Source organism: Streptomyces sp. KM273126 (genome assembly GCF_004337435.2).
In the GTDB taxonomy this organism is placed as follows: Bacteria; Actinomycetota; Actinomycetes; order Streptomycetales; family Streptomycetaceae; genus Streptomyces; species Streptomyces acidicola.
This window is the reverse complement of record NZ_SJXB02000002.1, coordinates 2,239,525-2,265,561: the sequence shown is the minus strand read 5'-3', so window position 1 is coordinate 2,265,561 and position 26,037 is coordinate 2,239,525. Positions and strand designations below refer to the sequence as shown.

Sequence of the window (26,037 nt, the reverse complement as noted above, 5' to 3'; positions counted from 1 at the left end):
TGCGGCAACACGGCTCCACGGGGCGTCAGGGCGTACGACGATGAGGCAGCAAGCGATTTCTATGCGGGCGGCGAGTGTGGCAACGGCCTTGCCGGGGCGTCAAGTTCGGCGACCGAAGTCCTCGGCCGTGACACGCGGCCCGCTCGTCAGCGGCCGCCTCCCCAGCCGCTGCCGCCGTGTGCCGGCCCGTAGCCGGAATCGGAACCGTAGTAGCCGTATCCATAGGGCCAGCAGGAGTAGGGCCGGCATGAGTTCGAGGTCGGGTACGGCGGGTACGGCGTGGCGTGGGTCGGGCTCGGGGCCGGGGACGACGCGGAGGGGCGGGGCTCCGGGGTGGGTGACGGTGCGGGGGAGGTGCGGGCGTGGCTGGTTCCGGGGCCGCCGTCGAGCCGTCCGTCACCCGGGAGACCGATTCGATCTGCACGGACTCGACCGAGTTGTCGATGGCCCACTGCTGTGACGCGTTGCCGTCCGCGAGCTCCTTGAGGAGCAGGGTGGCTCCCTCCTCGGCGGAGGACGGCGTCAGCGTGAGTCCCAGGCCGCCTCGGGGCAGCAGGCCACCATCGAGGGTGAGGTCGTAGCGGACGCGCCCCTGGAGTGCGGGGTCCGCGCAGGAGCCGAGCCGGGCGGAGGGACCAGGACGGGAGTCGAGGCACAGCTCGGTGTCCGCCAGACTGCGCAGCAACCCGCCGGTGTCGTACGACCACTGCTGCCGCACCGACGATGTGCACATGGTGAGCACGACCTCCGTGCCCGCTACCGCCTTCGTACCCTGGACGCCGGCGCAGAGCCCGTTGTCGGCGTTGCGCAGACGGCCGTCCAGCGGGCCGCTCACCAGGACACCCGCCCCGATGCCGGACGGCTGCGTGCCTGGCGCACCCGCCGTGGAAGTGGCGGCACCGGAAGGGAGACGGGACACCGGTTCGCTCCCGCCCGCCGAGGTCAGGGCCAGCGAGGCCAGTACGCATCCGCTCACCATCAGGGCCGTGAGCGCCACCTGCTGACGCCGGGTGAGACGCCGGGCTCCGACACCGCGCAGCACGACGCAACTCAGCGAGCGGAGGACGCCGGGGGACCCGGTGCGAGCCGCGTGACGAGGGCCGGTCGACGGGGCGGGCCGCCCGGTCTGCGCACCCCGTGGGTAACCGTCGCCCCAGCCGACCGATCCGACCGGTCCAGCCGATCCAGCCGATCCAGCCGATCCAGCCGGAGGATGCGGGGCGCGACCGGCCGCGGCCGCCGACCCCGCGGGTCCACCAGGGGCGCCCCCGGACGCCATCGCCCCGCCCTCGGCCACCCACGAGTCGGCGCCGCCCGCCGCTCTCGCGGCTTCCTTCCCCCGCCCTGGCCGGGAGTCGAGGTAGGCCCCCGCGCCCCAGCCCAGCACCGCCTCGGCCAGCAGGACGGCCGGACGGCCGCCGGAGTGGTCCAACTGGTCGGCGCCGTAACGGCAGTGCGGGCAGCCCGCCAAGTGCTGCCGCAGGTCCGGGTCGAGTCCCAGGTCGCCGCGTCGGAGCGACACGTCCAGCAGACGGCTGAAGCGACGGCACTCCTCGTCGGGGGCGGTCTCTTGGTGCGCCCGCATGCAGGCGTCACGCAGCAGCGCCCGTGCGCGGGTCGCCTTCACGGCGGCGTACTCAGGGGTGATCCCGAGGAGCGCGGCCGGTGCGGCGAGGCCCTCCGCCTCCACCTCGGCGTGCCACAGGATGCAGCGGGCGCGCTCCGGGAGCCCGTGGAAGGCACGGGAGACGATCTTTCGGTCGTCCGCGGGGAGAAGCCGTGCCGCGGCGCGGCCGGTGACCTCCGGACCGGATCTCAGCCCCGGGTGGAGCATCGTCCGCCGGTTGCTCGTGTCCCATTCTTCCGCGATACGGCGCACCGTGACCAGCAGATGGGGCCGCCATGCGGCTGTCGGGCCCGACTGCCGAAGAGATTCCTCGAATACCCTCGTGAATGCCGCGGTGGTGAGCATCCCCGCGTGTTGCGGGCCGCTGGTGTACTGGGTCGCGTACGAGAGGACGGCACCCCGGTGCCGGGCGAGCAGTTCCCCGACGGGTTGATGCGCGGACCGCCCACGGAAACACTTCTTCAGCTCGGCTGCCAGCTCTTCGTCCGTCACACCGAACGGACGAGCAGGACTCGGGGAATTCGGAAAGGTCGCGTCATTCACGTCCGATGTCCTCCGGGCTGTGTGCATACAGCACTCGGGCGCTCCTGTCTGTGCACCGACGGGCGCCACCTTTGCACAGAGCGTGGTCCCGCAACAAGCGATCGCCGGTTTTCCCTTCCGAAGTCCTTTAAGTGCATTGCCTGTTCACGCGACCACAGAGAGGAGAATTCAAGGAGATTCGATGACGAAGAAGCCGAGACACCTGAAGTAGGCACCGATTTGAACGCGGCGAATAGGCAGCCACTCGGCGGAATCAACGATTCAACCCACAAAGAAACGCATCCGTGACTTCGGAGGCGAATCCTCCCCTCGTGCGAGAGGCTGGATGTCATGCACTCCAAGGACGTTCTCACCGACGCATTCGGCCGCATCAGCGAAGAGGTCCACGCCGTCGTCGAGGGCCTCTCCCCCGACGACCTCAACACCCCACCGCAGGACGGCGCCAATTCCGTTTCCTGGCTGGTCTGGCACCTGACGCGCGTCCAGGACGACCACGTGGCGGGCGTGGCCGGCCAGGAGCAGGTGTGGCTGGCGGACGGCTGGGCGGACCGCTTCGCTCTGGGGCTGCCCGCCCAGGACACGGGATACGGGCACACGCCAAGGAAGGCCGCCCGGGTCCGGGTGGACTCGGGCGACCTGCTGCTCGGTTATTACGACGCGGTGCACGAGCGGACGCTGGCCTTCGTGGCCGGGCTCCACGTCAAGGACCTCGACCGGATCGTGGACGAGAGCTGGACCCCCGCCGTCACCCTCGGCGTCCGGCTGGTCAGCGTCCTGGCCGACGACCTCCAGCATGTCGGCCAGGCCGCGTACGCACGAGGTCTGCTTCAGCGCGCGGACTCGTAGCCGGGCAGCACCACGTCCCGGATGAGGGCGTTGCGCTCGTCGAAGGGGATGAAGGCGCTCTTGAGGGCGTTCACCGTGACCGTGCGCAGGTCGTCCAGGGTCCAGCCCGCATCCTCGACCAGCAGGGACATCTCGCGGGTCATGGTCGTGCCCGACATCAGGCGGTTGTCGGTGTTGAGGGTGACACGGAAGCCCAGGTCTTTGAGGGCCGTGACGGGGTGCTCGGCGATGGAGGCGACCGCGCCGGTCTGGAGGTTGGAGGTGGGGCACATCTCCAGGGCGACGCGCCGGTCGCGCACCCAGCCCGCGAGCCGGCCGAGCTTGCCGTCGACGATGTCGTCGGTGATGCGGACGCCGTGCCCGATGCGCTGCGCGCCGCACACCTGGAGGGCCTGGTGGATGCTGGGCAGTCCGTGGTCCTCGCCGGCGTGGATCGTGAACGGGACGCTCTCGCGGCGCAGGTACTCGAAGGCCGCCAGGTGGTCGGCGGGCGGGAAGCCGTCCTCGGCACCGGCGATGTCGAAGCCGACGACACCCGCGTCCCGGAATGCCACCGCCAGGTCGGCGGTCTCCCGACTGCGGTCGAACATGCGTATGGCGCAGAGCAGAGTGCCGACGCGCACCGGGGTGCCCTCCGACGCCGCCCGGGCCATGCCCGAGGCCAGGCCCTCCTGCACGGTCTCGACGACCTCGGGGAGGGTCAGCCCGCCCTTGAGCATCAGCTCCGGGGCGTAGCGGACCTCGCCGTACACGACACCGTCCGCGGCGAGGTCGAGGACGTACTCCTCGGCTGTGCGCAGCAGGCCCTCGCGCGTCTGGAGCACGGCGAGCGTGTGCTCGAAGGTGGTCAGGTAACGGACCAGGTCGCCGGAGTCCGCGGACTCTCGGAACCATGCGGCGAGCGCGTCCGGGTCGGTCGTGGGCAGGCTGTGGCCGACCTCGTCCGCGAGTTCCACGAGGGTGTCGGGGCGCAAACCGCCGTCGAGGTGGTCGTGCAGCACGGCCTTGGGCAGGCGGCGGATGGTGGCTGTGTCGATGCGGGGCGCGGTCATGCGTGTCGTTCCTCGGCGGGTGGTTCTGGGAGAGGGTGATCGGATCGCTCGGGTACGGGCAGATCTCGGGTACGAGCAGATACGGAGATCAGGAGTCCGGGCGTCCCTGGAACTACCCGGAAGGCTGGAGCAGGTCCCAGCGGTTCCCGTACAGGTCCTGGAAGACTGCCACGGTGCCGTACGGCTCGTGGCGCGGCTCCTCCAGGAACCGCACGCCCGCCGTACGCATGCGTGTGTGGTCGCGGGCGAAGTCGTCGGTGTGCAGGAAGAAGCCCACGCGTCCGCCGGTCTGGTCGCCGACCCGGGCGTGCTGTGCCCCGTCCTTGGCGCGGGCCAGCAGCAGTGCGCTGCCGTGTCCTTCGGTGCCCGGCTCGACGACGACCCACCGTGACCCGTCGGGCCGTGGCGCGTCCTCGGCGAGCCGGAACCCGAGCGCCTCCGTGTAGAAGCGGATCGCCTCGTCGTAGTCGTCGACGACGAGGGTGACCAAAGCGATGCGTCTCATGGGCCTCTCGCGTGCATGCCGGTGGGGGATGAGTCGTTATACGTAACACGCAGGGTACGGCATCTGTCCAGCGGCCCGATGCCGGCCCGGACCGGGCACAGCCCGCGGCCTCGGGCGGCGCAGGCACGGCCCGCCCCGGCGGCCGCGGGCTGTGGTGCCTTCTGGGGGAAGACGGGCGCGGCCCCCACAGCGGACTGCGCGCGTACGCGGCCCGCGCGCTCAACCCGCCTTCTGGCGCAGGCCGTCCAGCCGGGCCGTCCCGTCGGCCGTGAGGCGGAGCGCGCCCGCGGCCACGTTCTCCGCCAGGTGGTCCGGATTGCCCGTGCCGGGGATCGCGAGGTCCAGGTGCCCGCGGCCTGCGCGGGGCTCGTCTGCGAGGTCATCGACGGAGTCTCGCACGGGCCGCGGGCGCCTTCTCGTCGCTCTTACGGATACACGTATGTGTTCAGGGTGGTCACCGCCGACGCCGCGTTGCCCAGGTTGTAGTGGTCGACCGCAAGGAAGTTGGGCTTCTTGCGGGCGGCGGGCTGGCAGAACCGCTGGGCGCGGTCGGCGAGTTTGGTGTTGTCCGTGGAGGCCGTTGAGGTGATGGGGACGTCACGGAAGTGGTTCATGACGAACAGGGGGCGGAAGGCCGACTCGGTCTGGGTCAGCGGGATGTTCGTGTTCGCGTCGTACCAGCGGCTGTAGCACGACCAGTCGGAGGAGCCGACGCCCGAGCCCATGGACCAGTAGTTCTCGACCGTCCACTCGCGCTGGTACATGACGCCGAAGGTGTCCCGGGTGAGTCCGGCGGACTGGTCGGCGGAGCGGCTGTGGTCGGTGAGGATCAGCAGCCGGTCGTTGGCCGCGATCAGGTCGGCCAGCTTGGGCCAGCCGTTCTGCCGTACGCCGGTCTGGTCGGGCCGGTAGAGGACGTCCGAGAGCCCGTTGACGCGGGCGAGTTCGCTGCGCAGCACGCCCGGGTCGACGTAGTCCTCCAGGAAGACGGCGACGAACTCGTTGGGGTTCTGCTTGAGGAAGTCCACGATGCGCTGGATGTCGACCCACAGGGCCACCGGGTTGCTGACGAGGGTGCAGCTGTTGTGGCAGAGGATGGCGCCGTCGGAGGTCTGGCGGATGTCGAGCATGAACCCCCGTACTCCGTCCGAGAGTTGTTGGTTGATGCCGCGGGACTGGTTCGGTGCCAGGTTCATAAAGGGCGGGGCGAAGCCGCCGTCGACGCCGTTGGCGTAGGCGTTGTGGGAGGTGAGGAACGTGACCTGGTCCAGGGTGCGCTGGTTCTGGGGCGGCATGGGGCTGGTCGCCCCGGTGACGGGGGTGAGGTACCAGGCGGCGAGGCCGCTCCCCGAGCCGATGGCCAGTTGTGCGGGATAGTTGGAGCCGGACGGCTTCGCGCCGACGGTCAGGTAGCGCTCGGCGCCGGGGACCTTCAGCCGGTACTGGTCGGCGCCGAGCTCCGTGACGTCCCACGCCGCGTCGCCGCTCGTGCAGGCGACGGTGCGCGCCTGGTCGCCGGAGCGGCCGAGGCAGCTCCCCGCGGTGTCGGTGCTTTCCAGGACGTACGAGGATCCACTCGCCCTGAGCGTCCACTGCTGGCGGTCCTCGTTGCCCTTGGGCCGGTGCTGCTCCACCGCTCCGCCGTTGTCGGCGGCGTTGAGTCCGGTGGTGGCGCTCTGCACGTAGTAGGCGCCGGGGGCCGGGACCGCTGCGGAGGCGGTGGGTAAGGGGGCGACGACCGCCGCGGCGAGCGCGGCGGTCGTGGCGAGCAGGGCGGTGCGGGGGGTTGGCATCTCGGTGCCCTTCATCGGGTGGGCCAGTGGATGATCAGGTGCATGACATCATGGGCCACCGTTCGCCGTCAGCAGTAGAGGTTGCCGCCGGGTGAAGTCCCGAGGATCCCTACGAACCGCTGATAGTTGTTCACACGGCTCTGTACCTGCGCGGGGTTCTTTCCGTCGCACTCCAGGGAGCCGTTGATGCTGCGGATCGTCTGGCCGAAGCCCGCGCCGTTCACCATCGCGTTGTGACCAGTCATGGTGCCGGGTCCGGACTGCGTGTTCCAGTACCAGAGGGCGGTCTTCCAGGCGACGGCCGCGTCGTTCTGCACCAGCCACGGGTTGCCCAGGAGGTCGATGCCGAGCGCGTCGCCGGCGGCCTTGTAGTTGAAGTTCCAGCTCAGCTGGATGGGGCCGCGCCCGTAGTAGGCGGCCTGGCCGGCCGGGCAGCCGTACGGCTGGTTCCAGTCGCAGTAGGTGGGGTAGTTGGAGGTGTCCTGCTCCACGATGTGCACCAGGCCGCCCGTCTCGTGGCTGACGTTGGCGAGGAAGGCCGCCGCCTCCTGCCTCTTGACGGTGTCACTGCCGGTGTTGGCGAACGCCGGGTAGGCGCTCATGGCCGTGACGAGACCGCTGTACGAGTAGAAGGAGTTCCGGTTCGGGAACATCTGGTTGAACTGGGCCTCGCTGACGACGAAGGCCGCAGGGTTCCCGGGGCCGCTGTCGCAGGCGTACGGCTCCCAGTACCAGGTGCTGATCGTGGGGTCGTACCCGGGGTTGTCGTGCTCGGCGATGTACGCCTTGCCATCGGTGTAGCGGACGATGTCGCCGGTGACGTACGCCTTGCCGGCCACCCAGCTCGGGTAGCTCGAACAGGCCGCGGCGGACGCGTTCTGGGCGGGCAGGAGGACGGGCGTGGCGGCTGCGATGACGAGAGCGGTCAGGACCGAGGAGATGCGGCGTCTCAACACGGGATCAACTCCTTTGCGGAACACGGCCGCACCCGTCGCAGGACAGGCTGGAGCAGGCCCTCGTGCACCCGCGCCGGCCGGACCGGTCACGGCGTGGGGGCGGCCGTGGTGGGGGGCTGTGATGGCACACTCAACCGCTTTGGTCTGTACCAAGTCAAGGGTGTAGACCAGTCAATCGAACCCGGCTCGTCCGGCGAGACGCTCTCTCCTCCCCCGTACGAACGACACGCCTCCTGTACGAACGACAAGCCCCGGATCGGCGCACGCGTCACGCCACCAGGAGAATCGTCCGTATGACCACAGCGCCCCATCCGCTCGTCAGCCACGCCCGCCAGCTCGCGGACGATCTCCTCGCGCCGTACGCGGAGCGGGTCGACCAGGAGGGCCTGCCCGCGAGCCATATCGAGGCCGTGAAGCGGTCGGGCCTGCTGGGCCTGGGCGCCCCGGTGGAGTACGGCGGTGCCGGGGCGCCCTCAGCGGTGGCCCGGGAGATCGCCGAGATCCTGGCCGGGGCGTGCTGCTCCACGTGGTTCGTCCAGACCCAGCACCACACTCCGGTGAAATTGCTGGCGGATTCCCGGTTCCCGGTCCGCGAGCGGCTGTTGCGCCCGCTGGCCACCGGCGAGCTGCTCTCCGGCGTCGCGTACGCCCATGTCCGCGCCTTCCCGCGGGTCCTGGTGCGGGCGACCCCCGAGCGCGGCGGCTGGCGCTTCGACGGCACCGTGCCGTGGTACACCGGCTGGGGCCTGAACGACGTGATGCTGCTGGCGGGGGTGACCGCCGACGACGAGGTGGTCTTCGCCGCCACCGAGGCCCGCGAGCAGCCGGGAATGCGCCCCTCCCCGCCGATGAAGCTCGCGGCACTCACCGCCGGCCGCACGGTGTCCCTGGAACTGGACGGCCTGTGGCTGCCGGAGGACGCCCTGGTGCTGCGCACCCCGCAGGAGCGCTTCGCGCTCGTGGACCGGCCCCGGAACACCAATGTCTCCCCGGCCGTCTTCGGCGTGGCGTACGCGGCGCTGGGGCTGCTGGAGTCCGCCCCGGACGCGACGGAGACCGCGCGTTCCCTGCGCAGCCACCTCGACAGCGTCCGGCAACAGGCCTACGCCCTCGCCGACCACCCCGTACCGCACGAACGCGTGGACGAACGGCTGACGCTCAAGACGCTGGCGCACGACCTGATGCGCACCGCGACCACCGCGGCGATCGTGGCCGTCGGCGGACGCGCCCTGACGCTGGGCAACCGTGCCCAACGGCTGGCACGCGAAGGGATGTTCCTGCTGATCCAGGGACAGACGGCGCAGGTGCGCCAGGCGCAGCTGGAGGCGCTGCGGATCTCGGTACCGAGCACGAGCGGGGAGTCGGCGCGCCGCGAGTAGCCGACACCTCGGGGGTGTCGACGGCGGAGCACCCACGGGCCCGGGACCGGGCGGGCCCGTCCCCGTCCCCGTCCTTCAGCTCGCGAACGGCACCCGGGCGGCGGGGGCGGCCGTCCCCGCGTACGGGTGCCGCCACAGCCCCTGGGCGGCCAGGCGGGGCAGGACGCCCTCGCCGAACCAGTAGGCCTCCTCCAGGTGCGGGTAGCCGGAGAGCACGAACTCGTCGATGCCGAGGGCGTGGTACTCCTTGATCCGCTCGGCCACCTCGTCGTGGCTGCCGACCAGGGCGGTGCCCGCGCCACCGCGAACGAGGCCGATACCGGCCCACAGGTTGGGGTGGATCTCCAGGCTGTCCCGGCTGCCCCCGTGCAGGGCGAGCATGCGCTGCTGGCCCTCGGACTCGCTGCGGGCGAGCCCGGCCTGTACGGACGCCACGGTGTCCGGGTCGAAGCCGTCGAGCAGGCGGTTCGCCTCGGCCCACGCCTCCTCGGAGGTGTCGCGGGTGATGACGTGCAGCCGGATGCCGAAGCGGAGGGTACGGCCCTCCTTGGCGGCCAGTGCGCGGATCCAGGCGATCTTCTCGGCGACCTTGCCGGGCGGCTCGCCCCAGGTGAGGTAGACGTCGACGTGCCGGGCGGCGACCTCTCCGGCGACGGGTGAGGAGCCCCCGAAGTACACCTCGGGCACGGGCTCCGGCAGGCGGGCCAGTGTGGCGTCCTCGACCTGGAGGTGCTCGCCGGCCAGGTCGACGGTCTTGCCCTCCCACAACCCCCGTACGATCTGCAGGAATTCGCCGGTACGGCGGTAGCGGGCGTCCTTGTCGAGGAAGTCGCCGTACGCGCGCTGCTCGTGACTCTCGCCGCCGGTGACCACGTTGAGCAGGAGCCGTCCGCCGGAGTGCCGCTGGAAGGTGGAGGCCATCTGCGCGGCGAGCGTCGGCGAGACGAAGCCGGGCCGGAACGCGACCAGGAACTTCAGCCGCTCGGAGTTCTGGCTGACCATCGCGGTGGTCAGCCACGCGTCCTCGCACCAGGCGCCGGTGGGGGTCAGCGCGCCGACGAAACCGAGGTCCTCGGCGGCGCGGGCGATCTGGCTCAGATACGCGACCGTCGGCGGCCGGTCCCGGCCGGAGACGGTGGCCGGGGTGCCGTGGCCTCCGCCGACGACGTGGCGGCTGTCGCCGTTGGTGGGCAGGAACCAGTGGAAGGTGAGCGTCACCGGGGTCTCCGATCGGGTGGTCCGTGGGGAGGGTCGGGGCTTGGGGGCTCTCGAAACAGGGCTGGCGCAACGGGGTCGGCGGAAGGGGGTCGGCGGAAGGGGGTTGGTGAAACAGGGCGCTCGGAGCAGGCCGTGTCGGGGGCGGCGGCGTGCAGGGCCTCGACGTCGTCGGTGACGGCTCGGGGCGGACACGGTGTCAGCTCGCCGCCGCCAGGAGCGGGGCGCGGCCCAGGGCGGCGGAGAACTGGTCGACGACCTGGGTGAGCGCCTCGGTCGCGGCCGGGGCGACGGCGAGGGAGCCGTCGTCGTCCGTGGTGATGTCCTTGTCGAGGGTGAACCAGCCCTGGACGATGTGCGCGGCGCCCATGGAGTTGAGCACCGGGCGGAGCGCGTAGTCGATGGCCAGCACGTGGGCGGTGGTGCCGCCGGTGGCCAGCGGCAGCACGGTCTTGCCGGTGAGGGCGAACTGCGGGAGGAGGTCGAGGAGTGCCTTGAGGACGCCGGAGTAGGAGGCCTTGTAGACGGGGGTGGCGATGACGACGCCGTCGGCGCGCTCGAAGAGTTCCGTGGCCTCGACGATGGCGGGATGCCTGAAGTCGGCCCCCAGCAAAGCCTCGGCGGGGATCGTGCGGACATCCAGGGGGATCACGTCGTGCCCCTGGGCGACCAGCCGGGTGTCGAGGTGGCGGAGCAGTTTAGCCGTGCGGGAGGAGACGGAGGGGCTGCCGGAGACGGACAGGACGGTGGCCATGGTCCCTCATTTCGTGACGTGGGCGAGCCTCCGCTCATGAGGTGCGCGAGCGGAGCGTGGGTGGCCCGGGGCGTACGGGGGTGCCGGGCGGGCGGGTGCGGTCAGGCGTGGGCGGTGACGAACTCGGCCTGGGAGTGGGCGAAGCCGTCGTTGCCTTCGCGGTCGGCCTGGACGGCGATCTGACGGATCGTCTTGCGAGCCGCAGCCTTGGGGGGGCGGGGGTGATGAGCAAGCAACCCTTTGAGGCCGAACTTCGTTGGTGTACGGCCGACTTGGTCCCCACCGCGGGGTCGGCGGTTCAGGCGGTGGATTGATGGAATGCATCGCGTGAACTACGGCCACAGGACTGCGGCGGAGCCAGCGCCGTCAGATGGCACGAAGGGCGTGCGACGCGTGGCGGGCGCGGCGGAATCGGGAGGAGCTTCGGTCCGCTCAGGCCGCAGGGCAACAGGAGGCACTGGAGACACGCGCGAGGTCGACATGGCGTCGCCGCGTGAGGTCCAGTCGCATCATCATGTCCTGGATCGTGGCAGCCGCCGGTCCGGATGGTCAAGGAAAAGCCGGCCGGTCTCGTATCGCGGACCATCGAAAGGTGTGGCGGGCAACGAACCGCTGGTTGGCCGAGTCCCTTGCCGCCGAGGGGCACCCTCGCACATCCGACGCCGCGTCACCCGCGCCTTGCGCGTTTGAAGCCGATGAGGGTCCGGTAGCGGTCACGTGCGGCGAAGTCGGCCATGCTCCACACCGCCGGATGTCCCACCTCGGCGCTGAGGTGGAGCACCCGCCCCTCCCCCACGACCACGCCGACATGGGCACCCCAGGCGTTCTCGGTGGCGTTGAAGAGGGCCAGGTCCAGGGGTTCCGCCTCGGGCACACGGACGGTGCGCGCGGTGTCGTCCCACAACTCGCTTGACCGCCAGGCCGGAACGTCGATCCCGTACAGCCGGAGCACCTCGTACGCGAAGAGCTGACAGTTGGCACCGCCGACGAGGCCGGGATTCTCCTTGACGGACCGCGCCCCGGGGAAGCGGGCACCCGCATACGGAGTCGACCACCAGGTCTCCGGAACGCCCGCCAGAAGCCTTTCCTCGCTCAGCTCTCCCACGGATCCCTCCGGCTAATAGAACACGCATTCCCACATGCGGGCGCTCTGGCCACCCTCCCATCTCACTAAACCCACCCACCACTACACATAAGGATGAAATAAGCGCAGAATGAAGGTACGTGGTGCTTACCGCACACCTCATCAGACGCGGTCAGTCCCGCTGAGAGCGAAGGAGACGAGTCATGGCCAACGTCTCACACAGGGGTGACATAGCCGGCCATCCCGACGTGACCGAAATGCGGGAGAGGTACGCCCGCGTGCTCGGCGGTCGCGATGTTGTGTTCATGGACGGACCAGTGTTCCTACTCGGTCTGTACTGCGCCGCATCCCCGTGGATACTGCACTTCACGACCAGCCAGCCTGCTCTGGCCCCGCACAACCTGATCATCGGCGTCGCCATCGGCCTGCTGGCCCTGGGTTTCACCGCCGCACCGCAGAGGATGTACGGCCTGAGCTGGGCCACCTGCGCCATCGGCGTCTGGATGATCATCTCACCGTGGATCGTCGGCACGAGCCCGGACGCCGGCGTCATCATCAACAACGTCGTCATCGGCGGTCTGGCCGTGGTGCTGGGGTTGCTGTGCGCGGCCACGGCGGCCAGGGCCACATCAAGGAGCGCGGCTCCGATGTGACAGAAACGCCCGCGAGGGAAACCGATGGCCGGTCCGCCTCGGCGGACCGGCCGCCGCCGCTACCACTGCCACTGCCACTGCCACTGCTGAAAGAAGGTGCCGGTCAGCGGCCCGGCACCAGCCACGGCTGCTGCGGAAGCGTGCTGCCGGTCTCCAACAGTGACTTGAGATTGGACAGCACCGCCGGCCAGCCGGACGCCACGTCGGCGCGCGCACCCTCGTCCGGGAGGCCCTCGTGGGTCACCGTGAGGCGGACGATCTCGGCGTGCCGCTGGATGTCGAAGGTGACCCGGGAGTACTTGTCCTCCTGCCCCTCCTCGTCCGGAGCGACCCAGGTGGTGACCAGGCGGGTCGGACGCTCGCTCTCCACGACTCGGCCGACCACGTCGGCAGTGCCGGAGCCGTCGGTGCGGAGGTGCTCCCAGCGTGAACCCGGCTTCCAGTCGGAGACGTTGCTGTGCCCCCAGTACGCGGCTGTCAGGTCGGCATCGGTGAGCGCGTCCCAGACCTTCTCGGGCGTGCTCTCGATGTAGATGACGTACACGAATGTCGGCTTGTCGGTCATGGCTTCCTCCGCTCGTCGCTTCACGGCGCCGAGCGCGCGCAGTCGCGGGCGCTCGAACTTGTCGATCCACCGCTCCTGGATCTCGTGGAGCGGGACCGGATTGAGGTAGTGCACCTTTTCCCGTCCCCGCCGCACGGTGCTGACGAGGTTGGCGGCCTCCAGGACGGCCAGGTGCTGCGTCACCGACTGGCGTGCCATGTCGATGCGCTCGCACAGCTCACCCAGAGTCTGGCCGTTGTGCTCGTGCAGCCGGTCGAGGAGCCGCCGCCGTGTCGGGTCGGCCAGCGCCTTGAACACCAGGTCCATACGGGAGTCACTCTCTGATCGCACACCCAACGTTATGCAGGCAATTACCTGCATGTCAATCGAGGGCGAGCCGCGCCAGGCGTCAGGGTGATCCGGCGACGGCGATCCGTGAGGCGGCACGGCGCACGGGGAAGCAGAGCCTGTACGTGCCCCCGACAGAGCGGTCCCGCCATGCCCCCACTGACGCCTTTGGCCGCTCACCCGCACCCCCGAGGGGACCACCTCATGGACGCCCAGGAACCTCTGCCCCTCCCGTCACCCCTCCGGCTGCACGGCTTCGGCCTGCGTCTGCGCGAGTGGAGTGACGACGACCTGCCGGCCCTCGTCGCCCTGTACGAGGACCCCGAGATCGCCCGATGGACTCCGGTACCCTCCCCCTTCGGCACGGCGGCGGCCCGCGCGTACCTCGCCGCCGCCTGCCGGAAACGGATCGACGGACGGGGCGTACACCTGGCCATCACCACGGACGGCCGGCTTCCCCTGGGCGAGGTCCTGCTGTTCCGCAGCGCCGCCGACCCCCGGGACGCCGAACTGGCCTACGGCGTCGGGCCCGCCCACCGCGGACGGGGCCTGGCCGCCAAGGCGGTCCGCCTCGTCACCGAGTACGCCACCCGGCATCTGCGCCCGCGTCGCGTGGTCCTGTGCATCGAGGCGGAGAACGCGGCGAGCGAGGCCGTCGCGAGGTCGACGGGTTTCGAGCTCACGGACGACGAACCCGTCCGACGCAGACACAAGGACCGCAATGTCGCCCTGCGGACGTGGTGCCACCGCGCAGCGGGAAGTGGATCGGACTGACCGGACTGCACCCGCTTCCTGCGGGAACACCCATAAGTACGGGGTATCCCGACGAAATGGGGTGGAGATGGAGATCTCCGGCATCATCAGTGCCATTGTTATCGGCATCATCATCGGCACGCTGGGACGGCTCGTCGTCCCGGGACGTCAGCGCATCGGCATCCTGCTGACGATCCTCGTCGGTATCGTCGCGGCGCTCATCGGGTCCGCGATCGCCGCCGCGGTCGGCGTGGCGAACACCAGCGGTCCCGACTGGATCGAGTGGCTCATCCAGATCGGGCTGGCGGCACTGGGCGTCTCGGCGCTCGACCGGATACGGGCACGCCGCTGAGAGGAGGCGTCCTCCTTGGTGATCAGGCAGGCGGCCCCCGGTGAGTGAGGGCGGCGGTGGGCCGCCCTCACGCCCTCACGCCTCCGTGGGCACGGTCGGTGACACGTACGGCGTGGTCGTGGTCAGCGGTTCGAATCCCAGGCGTTCCAGGATGGGGCGGCTCTGGCTGGTGGCGTCCACCTGCAGATAGCGGTAGCCGTGCTCGGCGGCGACGCGGGCGCGGTGGGCCACGAGGGCGCGGTAGATGCCGCGGCCGCGCCAGCCCTCCACGGTGCCGCCGCCCCACAGGCCGGCGAAGCGGGTGCCGGGCAGCATCTCCATGCGCGCGGCGCTGATCGGGCTGTCCCCGGCGAGGGCCACGACCGCGACAACGGTGTCGGGAGCGGCGGCGAGCTGGGCGAGCAGTTGCCTGCGCATACGCGAGCTGTCCCGGCCGAATGCCTGCGCGTGGACGTCCGCCACCATGTCGACGCCCACCGCGTCGGTCACCGGGAGGAGCCGTACGCCCTCCGGCACCTCGACGTCGAGGTTCATCTGCCCGAACTCGGCGATCATCAAGGTCTCCTCGGGCTCGGGCGTGAACCCGGCGGCGCGGAGCCGTCTGCCCAGGTCGACCGGGAGATCGTGTCCGTACAGCTTCCATTCGAACTCGCGGCCGAGCCCGGCGAAGTAGCGCACCTGCGCGGCGATCGCCTCGTCGGCGGTCGTCTCGTCCAGGTCCGACCAGAGCACCCCGCTCCAGCCGTGCTCGGCACCGACCTGCCGTACCACCCCGTCCGCGCGCTCGATCCGCGCACCGGGCGCGTCGGGGCGCGCCCCTTCCCGCATGTCCCGGTCGAAGAGGGCCAACACCCCGGCGTGACGCATATGCCCACTCCATCACCCGCAGCCCCGGCAGGCAATGGAATTCACTCGCCTCTCACGCGGACCGTCGAACCTCCGGGCGGCCGTTCACGTCAGCCGGGCAGAGGAAGCGCGCACGACTCCCCCGGGACCACGGACACCGCACGGCCCGCGACAGCCACGGTGACCGGGGCCTCGTCGGAGTAGGGCACGGTGATGTGCAACTCCCCCTGTCGCAGGTGCAGCCGCACGCCCCAGTGGCCGCGGTAGCGGATCGAGAAGCCGTACTCCGAAAGATCCGACAGCTCCGGCAGCGGTACGGGGTCGAAGCAGAGGCTGCCGTCGCGGGCCTCCAGGCCGGTCAGACCCCGTTGGACGAGGTCGAGGGTGCCGGCCATGGCGCCCAGGTGGATGCCCTCACCGGTGGTCCCGCCGTGCAGGTCGGCGATATCGCCGGCCAGCGCCTCCTGCACGAACGCCCAGGCCCGTGCGCCCCGGGCCCGCGCCAGCACCCAGCCGTGGACCAGGCTGCTGAGAGTCGACCCGTGGCTGGTGCGGGCCAGGTAGTGATCGACGGTCCGCCGCCAGGTCCCGTCGTCCAGTTCGTACCCCAACTGCCCGAACAGGGAATTGAGTTCGGCGGCTGAGAAGAGGTAACCGAGCATCAGGACGTCGGCCTGCTTGGATGCCTGGTAGCGGTTGACGGAGTCGTCCTCGGCCTCCAGGATCCGGTCGAGGCGCCGGATGTCGCCGTAGCGTTTCCGGTACCCCTCCCAGTCGAGCTCCGCGAGGTCCTCGTAGCCCGCGAACTGGCTGATGACGCCCGCGTGGAAGGGGACGTACAGCTTGCGGGAGACCTCCTCCCAGACGTCGGTCTCGGCGCGGTCGAGGCCGATGCGCTCGAACAGGTCGCGGCGGCGCGTGGTGGGCAGGGTCCGCGCCACGTCGAGGGCGCGGGCGAGGACCCAGGCGGCCGTGACATTGGTGTACGCGTTGTCGTCGAGGCCCGGACCGGCCGCGCCGGGGTAGGCCTCGTGGTACTCGTCGGGGCCGACGACCCCGCGGATGCGGTAGCGGCCCAGTGTCTCGTCGTACCTGGCGAAGTCGGCCCAGAAGCGGGCGATCTGGATGACCATCTCGGCGCCCTTGGTGTGCAGGAACTCCGTGTCGCCGGTCGCCTCGCAGTACCGCCACACGTTGTACGCGACCGCCGAGCCCACATGGTGCTGGAGCCGGGAGTGGTCGGGCAGCCAGCGCCCCGAGCGCGGGTTGAGGTGCAGCCACTGGGTCTCCTCGCGGCCGTCGCTGCCGCTCTGCCAGGGGTACATCGCACCGCGGAGCCCGGCGTCGGCGGCGGCGAAGCAGGCGCGCTCCAGACGCCGGTGCCGGTAGGTCAGCAGGGCCCGGGACACCTCGGGGAAGTGCAGGTTCAGATACGGCAGCACGAACAGTTCGTCCCAGAAGACGTGTCCGCGGTACGCCTCGCCGTGCAGGCCCCGTGCGGGCACACCCACATCGAGTTCGGCGGTGTGCGGGGACAGGGTCTGGAGCACATGGAAGAGGTGCAGGCGCAGCACCGCGCCCGCGCCGCCGGGCACGTCCGCCTCGGCGTTGCGCCACAACTGCTGCCAGGCCGTGCGGTGGGAGGCCAGCAGGGCGTCGACGTCACCGGAGCGCCGCACCCGGTCGACGGCGGCGTACAGCGGATCGCTGATCGCCGGGTCACGGGAGGTGTGCAGGGCGACGGTCTTGTCGACGGTCACCGTGTGGCCGTCGGTGACGGCCATCCGGAACACCCGGGCGATCCGCCCGTTGTCCTTGACGGTGCCGGCCTCGGCCGGAGCGTCCACCACGGTCCGCGCGGCGAGACCGATGCGGATGTCGGAGGTCCTGGTGCGGCAGCGCAGCCAGACCGGTCCGCGCGCCGAGGTGCCGGTGTGGACGTGTGTGAGGTGCCGGGAGGACAGCTCGCGGTACCGCTCGACCCCGGAGTTGGTGACCGTCCCGTCGAGCGCGGACTCCACCTCGATCTCCCCCGACCATCCCTGGGGGGTCAACTCGGTGCGCAGCAGGGCGAGATGGGGATCCCCCATGTGGACCAGCCGGAACTGCCGCACGGCCAGGCACCGGCCGTCAGGGTTCTCGTAGCGCACGGTGCGCTCCAGGGTTCCCTCTCTCAGGTGCAGGCTCAGGTGATGGTCGAGGACCTTGTGGGTGTCCGGGGAGAGCCAGTCGCCGGAGGCGACGCGGAAGCGAAGGGGAAGCCAGTTGGGCAGGTTGACCATGTCCTCGTTCTCGACGCGGCGACCCGCGATCTGTGAGGTGAGCCGGTTGTAGCAGCCCGCCGCGTACGTGCCCGGGTAGTGCACGGCGTCGGCGGTGCACTCGGGGGCGGCTCCGCGGGTCGCGAAGTAGCCGTTGCCGAGGGTGCACAGCGACTCGCGCAGCCGCTCCTGCGCCGGGTCGTAGCCCTCGTACTCCCAGATCCACTCGCGCATTCCCAGCCCTCCGCCACCCGTGGCTCCGCACCGGCGTGGACCACCGGGACCTCGCCGTGACCTGCAGTTCACCACGGGTGGCGGTGGTGCGGGACGGGCCCACGCCGAGGAGGGCAGGGCACGTAGGCTGCGTGACGAAGATCGCGGTGCGGCCGGACGTCGTCCGCGCCGCGTGGACGGCGTCATGAGAAGGGGCGTACGAGATGGTGGACGACTCCGAGCTGCGGTACTTGCGGCGGTGCGTGGAGCTGGCGGCCGAGGCCCTTCAGGCCGGTGACGAGCCGTTCGGCTCGGTGCTCGTGGGCGCCGACGGGACCGTGCTGGCGGAGGACCACAACCGGGTGGCGTCCGGTGACCGCACCCGGCACCCGGAGTTCGAGCTGGCCCGCTGGTCGGCGGCGCACCTCACCCCCGAGGAGCGGGCCGCGGCGACCGTGTACACGTCGGGCGAGCACTGCCCGATGTGCGCGGCCGCCCACGCATGGGTGGGCCTCGGACGTATCGTGTACGTCGCCTCCTCCGAGCAACTCTCCTCCTGGCTGGACGAGTTGGGGGTGCCGGCGCCGCCGGTGCGGACCCTGCCGGTCACCGAGGTCGCTCCCGGTGTGACCGTCGAGGGCCCGGTGCCCGGGCTGGACGAGGAGGTGCATGCCCTGCACCGCCGGTTCCACCGGGGCTGCAACGGGGAGGAATGAGACCCGCGGGGCGGGGCAGGCGGTCGGGGTCCGTTCGTCGAGATGCGGAGGATGTCCGGAAACGTGACGCAGTACCCGCCGACCCTGACGGTGCCCCCTGTCCGAAAAACGCCGCCCGCCCGGAGACCCTCGTCCAGGGACGCGTACTTCGACAACGCGAAGTACCTGACGATCGTGCTGGTGGCGTGCGGGCACGCCTGGGAGCCGCTGACCCACGGCAGCCGGGCGGCCACGGCCCTGTATCTGACCGTCTACGCCTTCCACATGCCCGCGTTCGCGCTGATCTCCGGGTACTTCTCGCGGAGCTTCGACATGGCTCCGGGCCGGCTGCGGCGGCTGCTGACGGGGGTGGTTCTGCCGTATGTCGTCTTCGAGACGGCGTACACGCTCTTCTACCGCTGGGCGCGGAACGACTGGGGGTATCCGCTGAGCCTGCTGGATCCCTGGTACGTGATGTGGTTCCTGATGGCGCTGTTCATCTGGCGGATCACCACTCCGGTCTGGCTGGCGCTGCGGTATCCGCTGCCGGTCGCGCTCGGTCTCGCGGTGCTGGCCTCGGTGTCGCCGGACCTGGGCGGTGACATCTCGATCCAGCGGATCCTGCAGTTCCTGCCGTTCTTCGTGCTCGGGCTGACGCTGCGGGCCGAGCATTTCGAGCGGCTGCGCACCCGGCGGGTCCGGCTGTGGGCGCTGCCCGTCGGGGTGGGCGCTGTGGTGGCGGCGTACGAGGTGGCGCCCTGGTTCAGCGCGTCCTGGTTCTACCACCGGGGTGCCGTCACGGGTCAGGGTGTGTCGCGCTGGGTGGGGCTGGTCAGCACACCGGCGCTGTTCTGTCTGGCGCTGCTGCTGACAGCGTGTTTCCTGGCGTGGGTGCCGAGGCGGCGGACGTGGTTCACGGCGCTGGGTGCGGGGACGATGTACGGCTACCTGCTGCACGGCTTCGTCATCAAGTCGTCCCGCTTCTGGGAGTGGTACGCCCCCGCCTGGGTGCGTACCCCGCTCGGTGAGATCGCGGTGACGGCGCTGGCGGTCGGCGGGATCACGCTGCTGTGCTCGCCGCCGGTGCGGGCGGTGTTCCGGTGTGTGGTCGAGCCACGGATGGATTGGGCGTTCCGCTCCTCCGGCAACGAGGCACCGCGGAACAGGGGTGTGTCCCAGGACAGGGATGTGCCCCAGGAGGCCGCACAGACGCGCTGACGGCCTCCTGGGGCACCACAGGTCTTCCAGGCGGACTGGGCTGAAGCCCCCGTGCAGTACCCGCCCGTAAGGGGCGCGGGGAACTGCGCGACCAGCCCCCACCGGCCCGCAGATTCATCACCGCGCATCCAGCGGAGCGCCTAGCGGTAGAAGGCGGGCCGCTCGATCAGCTCGACCTCGACCCGGCCGCCCTCGGACTGGGCGCGGACGCCCGCCTCGCAGACCGCCGCCGTGGCGTAGCCGTCCCACACGCTGGGCCCGGTGACCTCGCCGCGGCGGGTGGCGTCCACCCAGGCCTGGACCTGGCGGTCGTAGGCACCGGCGAACCGCTCCACGAAGTCCTGGGCGATGGTGCCGCCCCAGCGGCCGGCCATGTCGGTGACGAGTGACTGCTCCTCGCCGATACGGGCGGTGCCGCGCTCGCAGACCGCTTCGGCCTTCACCTGGTAGCCGAAGCCGCAGTTGACGTTGATCTCGACGTCGACGATCGCGCCGCCATCGGTCTCGAAGAGGACGAGCTGCGGGTCCGACAAGCCCTCGGGCGCGTTCTCGGAGGGCGTCGGGCGCAGGACGGTGACCGCCGTGATCTCCTGGTCGAGGAGCCAGCGGGTCACGTCCATCTCGTGCACCACCGAGTCGTTGATGAGCATCGCGGTGGTGAAGCCGGGCGGGCTGGCGGCGTTGCGGTGCCGGTTGTGGAGCATCAGCGGCCGGCCGAGCTGCCCGCTGTCGAGCAGCGCCTTGAGCTTCGTGTACTCGGCGTCGTAGCGCCGCATGAAGCCCACCTGGACCAGGCGGTGGCCCAGCTTCTGCTCGGCCTCCATCACCCGCAGTGCGGAGGCCGCGTCGGGGGTGAGCGGCTTCTCGCACAGCACCGGCAGGTCGTGCTCGAACGCCGCCAGCAGGGCCGCCTCGTGAGCGGGCCCCGGTGAGGCGATGAGCACGGCGTCGACGTCCTCCGCGGCCATGGCGGCGACCGGGTCGGTGTACGCGGTACAGCCGTCGATGCCCTCGGCGAGTCGCTTGGCCCGCTCGGCGTCGATGTCCACGACGGCGGACACGCGCGCCCCGCTGATCACCTCGTCGATGCGACGTACGTGATCGGCCCCCATCCGGCCGGTGCCGATGACGGCGACGCCGAGCGTTCCACGCTGAGTCATGGTGGGTGGTGGTCCCTTCGAGTGGGTCAGGCGCCGCAGGAGCGGAGGAACTTGCGGGTGCGGACCGCGATGGGCAGCGGCTTGTCCGGCTCGCAGGGGTACATGTCCTGCTCGACGATCGCGAACAGGTCCACGCCCAGCCCCTGGGCCGCGGTCAGTACCGGCCCCAACTCCGGTACGCCTGCCGGGGGTTCGCACATCACACCGCGCTGGACCGCGGGGCCGAACGGAACACCGTTCTGCACCACGTCGGCCAGGATCTCCGGGTCGACCTGCTTGAGGTGCAGATAGCCGATGCGCTCGCCGTAGGTCTCGATCAGCTTGACGCTGTCGCCGCCGCAGTAGGCGTAGTGCCCGGTGTCCAGGCACAGGTTGACGAGCCCGGAGTCCGTCGAGTCGAGGAAGCGCTCGACGTGCTCCTCGGTGTCGATGTGCGTGTCCGCGTGCGGGTGCACCACGATGTCGAGCCCGTACGTCTCCTTGACCTCGCGCCCGAGCCGCTCCATGCCCTTGCTGAGGTGGCCCCACTGCTCGGTGGTGAGTTCGGCCGGCTCGATGATCTCGGCGGTCTTGTCGTCCCGCCAGAACGACGGGATGACCACCAGGTGCTTCGCGCCCATGGCCTGGGTGAGCGCGGCGACCTGGCCGACGTGCTCCCAGGTGGCGTCCCAGACGGACGGGCCGCGGTGCAGCGAGGTGAAGACCGTGCCGGCCGACACCTTGAGGTCGCGCTTGGTGACCTCGTCGGTGAGCCGGGCCGGGTCGGTCGGCAGATAGCCGTACGGTCCGAGCTCGATCCAGGAGTAGCCGGCCTCGGCGACCTCGTCCAGGAACCGTTCCCAGGGCACCTGCTGCGGGTCGTCGGGGAACCAGACGCCCCAGGAGTCAGGGGCCGAGCCGACCCGGATGCGGTCCAGGGCAGAGGTCATGTCAGGACTTTCCTTCCGAAGTTGCCGCCGCGGATGCCGTGAGGTCCTCCTCCTCGGGGAGCTCCTCGACGTCGACACCGCTGACCTGGGCCAACTCGTGCTTGAGCGCGGCGAGTTCGGCACCGCCCGCCATGTGGTTGGTGAGCTCTTCGAGGCTGATCTCACTGCGTGGGGCGCTGAGCTCCAGGGTGCCCAGGCGCAGCACGCTGAAGTGGTCGCCGACCATGTAGGCGTGGTGCGGGTTGTGGGTGATGAAGATGACGCCCAGGCCGCGGTCGCGGGCGGCGGCGATGTACTTGAGCACCACACCCGACTGCTTCACACCGAGGGCGGCGGTCGGCTCGTCCAGGATCAGCACGCGGGCGCCGAAGTAGACGGCACGGGCGATCGCCACACACTGGCGCTGACCACCCGACAGCGTGCCGATCGGCTGCTCCAGGTCGTCGAGGACGATGCCCATGTTGCGCAGCTCTTCGTCCGCGGTCTTCTTCATCTTCTCGATGTCGAGGCGACGGAGGGGCCAGGCGCCCTTGGTCATCTCCGAGCCGAGGAAGAAGTTGCGCCACACCGGCATCAGCGGCACGGTCGCCAGGTCCTGGTACACGGTGGCGATGCCGCGGTCGAGTGCTTCACGCGGGGTGGAGAAGTGCACCGGTTCGCCGTCGACGAGGAACTCGCCCTCGGTGTGCTGGTGCAGCCCGGAGATGATCTTGATGAGGGTGGACTTGCCGGCGCCGTTGTCGCCCAGCACGCACGTGACCTTGCCGGGGTGCACCTGGAGGTCGACGCCGTGCAGGGCGCGGATGTTGCCGTACGCCTTGCCCGCACCGCGCAGTTCCACGGTGGGGGTGCCGTCCGTGGGCGGGGTGTCCTTCAGGACGGCTCCCGCGGCCTGGGATTCGTTGGTAGCCATGGGTCACTTCACCTCCGGGTCGCCGTGCGGCGGACCCACAGATTGATCAGGGTGGCGCCGAGCAGCATCACGCCGAGGAAGGCCTTGAACCAGTCGGGGTTCCAGCCGGCGTAGACGATGCCCTGGTTGACCATGCCGAACATGAACGCGCCGAAGACCGGACCGATCGCCGAGCCGTAGCCGCCGGTCAGCAGACAGCCACCGATGACCGCGGCGGCGATGTAGATCAGCTCCTGCCCGACGCCCTCACCGGACTGCACGGTGCTGAAGGAGAACAGGTTGTGCATGCCCACGAACCAGGCGCCGAGCCCGACCAGCATGAACAGCGAGATCTTCGTGAACGTGACCGGCACACCCACCGCGCGGGCGCTGTCCTGGTTGCCGCCCACCGCGAAGATCCAGTTGCCGTACTTGGTGCGCAGCAGCACCCAGGTGGCCAACGCCGCGAACACCAGCCAGTACACGACGGTTATCTTGAAGGTGACGCCGCCGACCTGGAACGTCGAGGCGAAGATCGCCTTCGCCTGGGCGAAGCCGTCCATGTCGCTGATGTTGTCGGTGGCCACGTTCCCGGTGACCAGCTTCGTGACCGCCAGGTTGACGCCCTGCAGGATCAGGAACGTGCCCAGGGTGACCAGGAAGCTCGGCAGGCCGGTCTTGACCAGCATCCACCCGTTGAACGCCCCGACCGCCAGCGACACCACCAGTGCCGCGATCACGCCCACCCACACGTTCATCGTCAGCTGGTAGCTGACCATGCTCGCGGTCAGCGCCGAGGTGATCACCGCGACACCGGCGGAGAGGTCGAACTCGCCGCCGATCATCAGCAGGGCCACGGGCAGAGCCATGAGCCCGATCGTCGACGACTGGTAGAGGATGTTGGCCATCGCGCTGGCCTCGCGCACCGGCGGTGCCGCGGCCAGGAAGAAGACGTACACCGCGACCGCGCCGAGGAAGACGCCCACTTCGGGGCGGGCGAGCAGCTTCAGCGCCAGGGGGCGCTGCGCGGTTCGCCCGTCGCTCTGTTTGGGGCCGGAGGCCGGCGGTGTCTCCACCGCCGGCGCAGCCTGTTGCGTCATGCTCATCACCGAGTGCCCTTCGCGGCGAACTTGGCGACCGCCTCGACGTTGGACTTGTCCACGAAAGCCGGACCGGTCAGCACCGGGGCCTCGCCGCCGCCCATGTAGTTGCCGTTGTTCTTGTACAGCCACAGCGAGTCGATCGACAGGTAACCCTGCAGGTAGGGCTGCTGGTCGACCGCGAACGCGATGTCGCCGTCCTTGATCGCGCCGGTCAGTTCCTTGTTGAGGTCGAAGGTGGCGACCTTCGCCTTGCTGCCCGACTCACCGACAGACTGCGCCGCGGTCAGTGCGAACGGGGCGCCGAGTGCGACGACGTAGTCGATGGAGGAGTCCTGCTTGAGCTTCGCGTTGATCGTCGACTTCACCGACGGCATGTCGGTGCCGTTGACGTTGAGGTTCTCCGTCTTGCCCTCGAACGTCTTCTTCACGCCCGCGCAGCGCTGCTCCAGGCCGACGTTGCCCTGCTCCTGGATGACACAGACGGCCTTCTTGGCGCCTTCCTCGTTGAGCTTCTTGCCCAGCGCCTCGCCCGCCACCGTCTCGTCCTGCCCGAAGAACTCCAGCAGGTTCAGCGACTTCCAGTCACTGAGGCCCGAGTTCAGGCCGACGACCGGGATGCCCGCCTTCTCCGCGTTGGCCACGGCGTCCTTCATCGCGTCCGGCTTGGCCAGGGTGATCGCGATGCCGTCGACCTTCTGGTCGATCGCGTTCTGGACCAGGTTGGCCTGGTTGCCCGCGTTCGGGTCCGCCGAGTAGATCAGCTTGATGTTGTCCTTGGCCGCGGCCGCCTCGGCACCCTTGCGGACGATGTCCCAGAACGTGTCGCCGGGCGCCTGGTGGGTGACCAGCGCGACCGTCATGCGGGGAGTGCTCGCCTTGCCCGCGGAGGCGTTGTCGCCGCCCTCCTCGGACTTCTTGCCGCCCGAGCCGCTGGAGCAGCCCGCTATGAGCAGCGCGGACGCCGCTGCCAGGGCGACGAAGGGCGCGACTCGGCGGGAGCGGGCGTGAAAACGATCCATCTTTCCTTGCACCTCACTGTGCTTCCGGGGGGAAAGTGAACGGGACGGCGTCGGGCGAGAGGCCCGCCGCGGGCCCGGGCATTGAGAGCCTGGGTCATTGTGCCGGTGAAGCGGCGGTGTTGTTGGGACGGGATACAAACGCCTGTCCCACCCAGCTGTCAATACTTTGTTAAGACATCATTTCAGTTGCAGGTCCGAATGTCAGTACAAACGCTTGACATGGGCTCGCCCGGGGACCTACACCTGATGTACGTCCGGGCCAGCGTGCCCGCATCCCCCGCACCACGGGCCCTCCACGGCCCGCATCCCCGTACGAGGAGTGACGCGCATGCCCGAGTCCGCCGAAACGTTCGATCTCATCACCATGGGCCGCATTGGGGTCGATCTCTATCCACTGCAGACCGGTGTGCCACTTCCGCAAGTCGAATCCTTCGGCAAGTTCCTGGGGGGGTCGGCGGCCAACGTGGCCGTTGCCGCCGCGCGCCTGGGTCACGCTACCGCTGTGATCACCCGTACGGGTAACGACCCCTTCGGTTCGTATCTCCACGACGCCCTAAGGGAGTTCGGCGTCGACGACCGCTTCGTCACCCCGGTCGACGCGTACCAGACTCCGATCACGTTCTGCGAGATCTTCCCTCCGGACGACTTCCCGCTGTACTTCTACCGTCGGCCCAAGGCCCCGGACCTGGAGATCAACACCGACGAGCTGGACCTCTCCGCCATCCGCACGGCCCGCATCTTCTGGATCACGGGCACCGGCCTGAGCGAGGAGCCCAGCCGTTCGGCCACCCTCGCAGCTCTCAAGGCGCGCGACAAGTCGGGCATCACCGTCTTCGACCTCGACTGGCGCCCGATGTTCTGGAACGACCCGGATTCGGCCCGCCCGTACTACACCGAGGCCCTCGCCCACGCCACGGTGGCCGTCGGCAACCTCGACGAGTGCGAGATCGCCACCGGCGTCCGCGAGCCGAAGGCCTGCGCGCAGGCCCTGCTCGACGCCGGGGTGGAGCTGGCCGTCGTCAAGCAGGGTCCCAAGGGCGTACTGGCCGTCCACCGCGACGGCACCACCGCGGAGGTCCCGCCGGTGCCCGTGGAGGTCGTCAACGGGCTCGGTGCCGGGGACGCCTTCGGCGGCTCGCTCTGCCACGGCCTGCTGGGCGGCTGGGAGCTGGAGAAGATCATGCGGTACGCCAACGCGGCCGGGGCGCTCGTCGCCTCCCGGCTCGCCTGCTCCTCCGCGATGCCCACCGAGTCCGAGGTCGACGACCTCCTCGCGCGCGGCTGACCGACGCCACAC

At 70.1% G+C, this 26,037-nt stretch carries 27 protein-coding genes; 8 read left to right on the top strand and 19 right to left on the bottom strand.

The features are described from left to right. Nucleotides 1–25 precede the first annotated feature (25 nt). The gene (locus E0500_RS40635) at nucleotides 26–2,119 is read right to left on the bottom strand and encodes a ricin-type beta-trefoil lectin domain protein (RefSeq protein ID WP_309505309.1); all 2,094 of its coding nucleotides are present in this window, start codon (nucleotides 2,117–2,119) and stop codon (nucleotides 26–28) included. 381 nt (nucleotides 2,120–2,500) lie between these two features. Here E0500_RS40635 and E0500_RS40630 point away from each other — a divergent pair, with 381 nt between their 5' ends. Beyond that, nucleotides 2,501–3,016, top strand: a complete 516-nt coding sequence (locus E0500_RS40630) for a mycothiol transferase (protein WP_131570908.1) — start codon at nucleotides 2,501–2,503, stop codon at nucleotides 3,014–3,016. Here E0500_RS40630 and E0500_RS40625 read toward each other — a convergent pair. From E0500_RS40625 to E0500_RS40605, 5 genes are all read right to left on the bottom strand, one after another. Beyond that, on the bottom strand, nucleotides 2,998–4,068 hold the full coding sequence (locus E0500_RS40625) for an adenosine deaminase (protein ID WP_131570910.1): 1,071 nt from the start codon (nucleotides 4,066–4,068) through the stop codon (nucleotides 2,998–3,000). The genes E0500_RS40630 and E0500_RS40625 overlap by 19 nt on opposite strands. A 112-nt stretch (nucleotides 4,069–4,180) precedes the next feature. Beyond that, entirely contained in the window at nucleotides 4,181–4,573 is a 393-nt protein-coding gene (locus E0500_RS40620) for a VOC family protein (protein ID WP_131570912.1), read from the bottom strand. A 219-nt stretch (nucleotides 4,574–4,792) separates the two neighbouring features. After that, a complete protein-coding gene (locus E0500_RS40615; RefSeq protein ID WP_399120872.1) occupies nucleotides 4,793–4,972 on the bottom strand; it encodes a hypothetical protein in 180 nt (59 codons plus the stop codon). A 26-nt stretch (nucleotides 4,973–4,998) separates the two neighbouring features. Further along, nucleotides 4,999–6,366, bottom strand: coding sequence for a PI-PLC domain-containing protein (locus E0500_RS40610; RefSeq protein WP_131570914.1), 1,368 nt, complete (start codon nucleotides 6,364–6,366; stop codon nucleotides 4,999–5,001). Between the two features lie 68 nt (nucleotides 6,367–6,434). Next, nucleotides 6,435–7,322, bottom strand: a complete 888-nt coding sequence (locus E0500_RS40605; RefSeq protein WP_131570916.1) for a glycoside hydrolase family 19 protein — start codon at nucleotides 7,320–7,322, stop codon at nucleotides 6,435–6,437. 293 nt (nucleotides 7,323–7,615) lie between these two features. Here E0500_RS40605 and E0500_RS40600 point away from each other — a divergent pair, with 293 nt between their 5' ends. Next, nucleotides 7,616–8,701: an acyl-CoA dehydrogenase family protein gene (locus E0500_RS40600; RefSeq protein ID WP_131570918.1), complete on the top strand. Its 1,086-nt coding sequence runs from the start codon at nucleotides 7,616–7,618 to the stop codon at nucleotides 8,699–8,701. Between the two features lie 75 nt (nucleotides 8,702–8,776). Here E0500_RS40600 and E0500_RS40595 read toward each other — a convergent pair whose 3' ends face one another. The 5 genes from E0500_RS40595 to E0500_RS40585 all read right to left on the bottom strand — a co-directional run bounded on the left by E0500_RS40595 (nucleotide 8,777) and on the right by E0500_RS40585 (nucleotide 11,775). Further along, entirely contained in the window at nucleotides 8,777–9,919 is a 1,143-nt protein-coding gene (locus E0500_RS40595) for an LLM class flavin-dependent oxidoreductase (protein WP_131570920.1), read from the bottom strand. Nucleotides 9,920–10,115: 196 nt separating this feature from the next. Next, nucleotides 10,116–10,670 carry an NADPH-dependent FMN reductase gene (gene ssuE / locus E0500_RS40590; protein WP_131572362.1) on the bottom strand — a complete coding sequence of 185 codons (555 nt, stop codon included), beginning with the start codon at nucleotides 10,668–10,670 and terminating at the stop codon, nucleotides 10,116–10,118. A gap of 101 nt (nucleotides 10,671–10,771) precedes the next feature. Beyond that, complete coding sequence (locus E0500_RS44665; RefSeq protein WP_258573785.1) at nucleotides 10,772–10,906, bottom strand: hypothetical protein; 135 nt, start codon at nucleotides 10,904–10,906, stop codon at nucleotides 10,772–10,774. 196 nt (nucleotides 10,907–11,102) lie between these two features. After that, nucleotides 11,103–11,180 carry a putative leader peptide gene (locus tag E0500_RS45645; protein ID WP_353962852.1) on the bottom strand — a complete coding sequence of 26 codons (78 nt, stop codon included), beginning with the start codon at nucleotides 11,178–11,180 and terminating at the stop codon, nucleotides 11,103–11,105. A 157-nt stretch (nucleotides 11,181–11,337) separates the two neighbouring features. Beyond that, the gene (locus E0500_RS40585; protein ID WP_309505308.1) at nucleotides 11,338–11,775 is read right to left on the bottom strand and encodes a hydrolase; all 438 of its coding nucleotides are present in this window, start codon (nucleotides 11,773–11,775) and stop codon (nucleotides 11,338–11,340) included. A gap of 182 nt (nucleotides 11,776–11,957) precedes the next feature. Here E0500_RS40585 and E0500_RS40580 point away from each other — a divergent pair, with 182 nt between their 5' ends. Further along, nucleotides 11,958–12,407, top strand: a complete 450-nt coding sequence (locus E0500_RS40580; RefSeq protein WP_131560052.1) for an SPW repeat protein — start codon at nucleotides 11,958–11,960, stop codon at nucleotides 12,405–12,407. Between the two features lie 103 nt (nucleotides 12,408–12,510). On the opposite strand, the gene E0500_RS40575 is transcribed toward E0500_RS40580, so the two are convergent. Further along, a complete protein-coding gene (locus E0500_RS40575; RefSeq protein WP_131560055.1) occupies nucleotides 12,511–13,278 on the bottom strand; it encodes a metalloregulator ArsR/SmtB family transcription factor in 768 nt (255 codons plus the stop codon). A 225-nt stretch (nucleotides 13,279–13,503) separates the two neighbouring features. Here E0500_RS40575 and E0500_RS40570 point away from each other — a divergent pair, with 225 nt between their 5' ends. Continuing rightward, a complete protein-coding gene (locus tag E0500_RS40570; RefSeq protein ID WP_131560051.1) occupies nucleotides 13,504–14,073 on the top strand; it encodes a GNAT family N-acetyltransferase in 570 nt (189 codons plus the stop codon). A gap of 67 nt (nucleotides 14,074–14,140) precedes the next feature. After that, the gene (locus E0500_RS40565; RefSeq protein WP_131560049.1) at nucleotides 14,141–14,404 is read left to right on the top strand and encodes a GlsB/YeaQ/YmgE family stress response membrane protein; all 264 of its coding nucleotides are present in this window, start codon (nucleotides 14,141–14,143) and stop codon (nucleotides 14,402–14,404) included. Between the two features lie 75 nt (nucleotides 14,405–14,479). Here E0500_RS40565 and E0500_RS40560 read toward each other — a convergent pair whose 3' ends face one another. Continuing rightward, nucleotides 14,480–15,271, bottom strand: coding sequence for a GNAT family N-acetyltransferase (locus E0500_RS40560; protein ID WP_131560047.1), 792 nt, complete (start codon nucleotides 15,269–15,271; stop codon nucleotides 14,480–14,482). Between the two features lie 89 nt (nucleotides 15,272–15,360). Beyond that, nucleotides 15,361–17,745, bottom strand: coding sequence for a glycoside hydrolase family 65 protein (locus E0500_RS40555; RefSeq protein ID WP_131560045.1), 2,385 nt, complete (start codon nucleotides 17,743–17,745; stop codon nucleotides 15,361–15,363). Nucleotides 17,746–17,948: 203 nt separating this feature from the next. On the opposite strand from E0500_RS40555, the gene E0500_RS40550 reads away from it, so the two are divergent. Continuing rightward, nucleotides 17,949–18,440: a nucleoside deaminase gene (locus tag E0500_RS40550; RefSeq protein WP_131560043.1), complete on the top strand. Its 492-nt coding sequence runs from the start codon at nucleotides 17,949–17,951 to the stop codon at nucleotides 18,438–18,440. A 51-nt stretch (nucleotides 18,441–18,491) separates the two neighbouring features. Then, complete coding sequence (locus tag E0500_RS40545; RefSeq protein ID WP_131560041.1) at nucleotides 18,492–19,637, top strand: acyltransferase family protein; 1,146 nt, start codon at nucleotides 18,492–18,494, stop codon at nucleotides 19,635–19,637. 140 nt (nucleotides 19,638–19,777) lie between these two features. On the opposite strand, the gene E0500_RS40540 is transcribed toward E0500_RS40545, so the two are convergent. From E0500_RS40540 to E0500_RS40520, 5 genes are read right to left on the bottom strand one after another with little or no spacing between them, the layout of a single operon-like run. Then, nucleotides 19,778–20,797 (bottom strand): Gfo/Idh/MocA family protein, encoded by a 1,020-nt coding sequence (locus tag E0500_RS40540; RefSeq protein ID WP_131560039.1) that lies wholly within the window; start codon nucleotides 20,795–20,797, stop codon nucleotides 19,778–19,780. A gap of 26 nt (nucleotides 20,798–20,823) precedes the next feature. Further along, nucleotides 20,824–21,726, bottom strand: a complete 903-nt coding sequence (locus E0500_RS40535) for a sugar phosphate isomerase/epimerase (RefSeq protein ID WP_131560037.1) — start codon at nucleotides 21,724–21,726, stop codon at nucleotides 20,824–20,826. Between the two features lies 1 nt (nucleotide 21,727). Next, nucleotides 21,728–22,639 carry an ATP-binding cassette domain-containing protein gene (locus E0500_RS40530; RefSeq protein WP_131560035.1) on the bottom strand — a complete coding sequence of 304 codons (912 nt, stop codon included), beginning with the start codon at nucleotides 22,637–22,639 and terminating at the stop codon, nucleotides 21,728–21,730. A gap of 8 nt (nucleotides 22,640–22,647) precedes the next feature. Next, complete coding sequence (locus E0500_RS40525; protein WP_131560033.1) at nucleotides 22,648–23,724, bottom strand: ABC transporter permease; 1,077 nt, start codon at nucleotides 23,722–23,724, stop codon at nucleotides 22,648–22,650. Then, nucleotides 23,724–24,740, bottom strand: coding sequence for a sugar ABC transporter substrate-binding protein (locus tag E0500_RS40520; RefSeq protein ID WP_131560031.1), 1,017 nt, complete (start codon nucleotides 24,738–24,740; stop codon nucleotides 23,724–23,726). The genes E0500_RS40525 and E0500_RS40520 overlap by 1 nt, the downstream gene beginning before the upstream one ends. Before the next feature lie 328 nt (nucleotides 24,741–25,068). On the opposite strand from E0500_RS40520, the gene iolC reads away from it, so the two are divergent. Beyond that, nucleotides 25,069–26,025, top strand: a complete 957-nt coding sequence (gene iolC, locus E0500_RS40515) for a 5-dehydro-2-deoxygluconokinase (protein WP_131560029.1) — start codon at nucleotides 25,069–25,071, stop codon at nucleotides 26,023–26,025. Nucleotides 26,026–26,037: the final 12 nt, after the last annotated feature.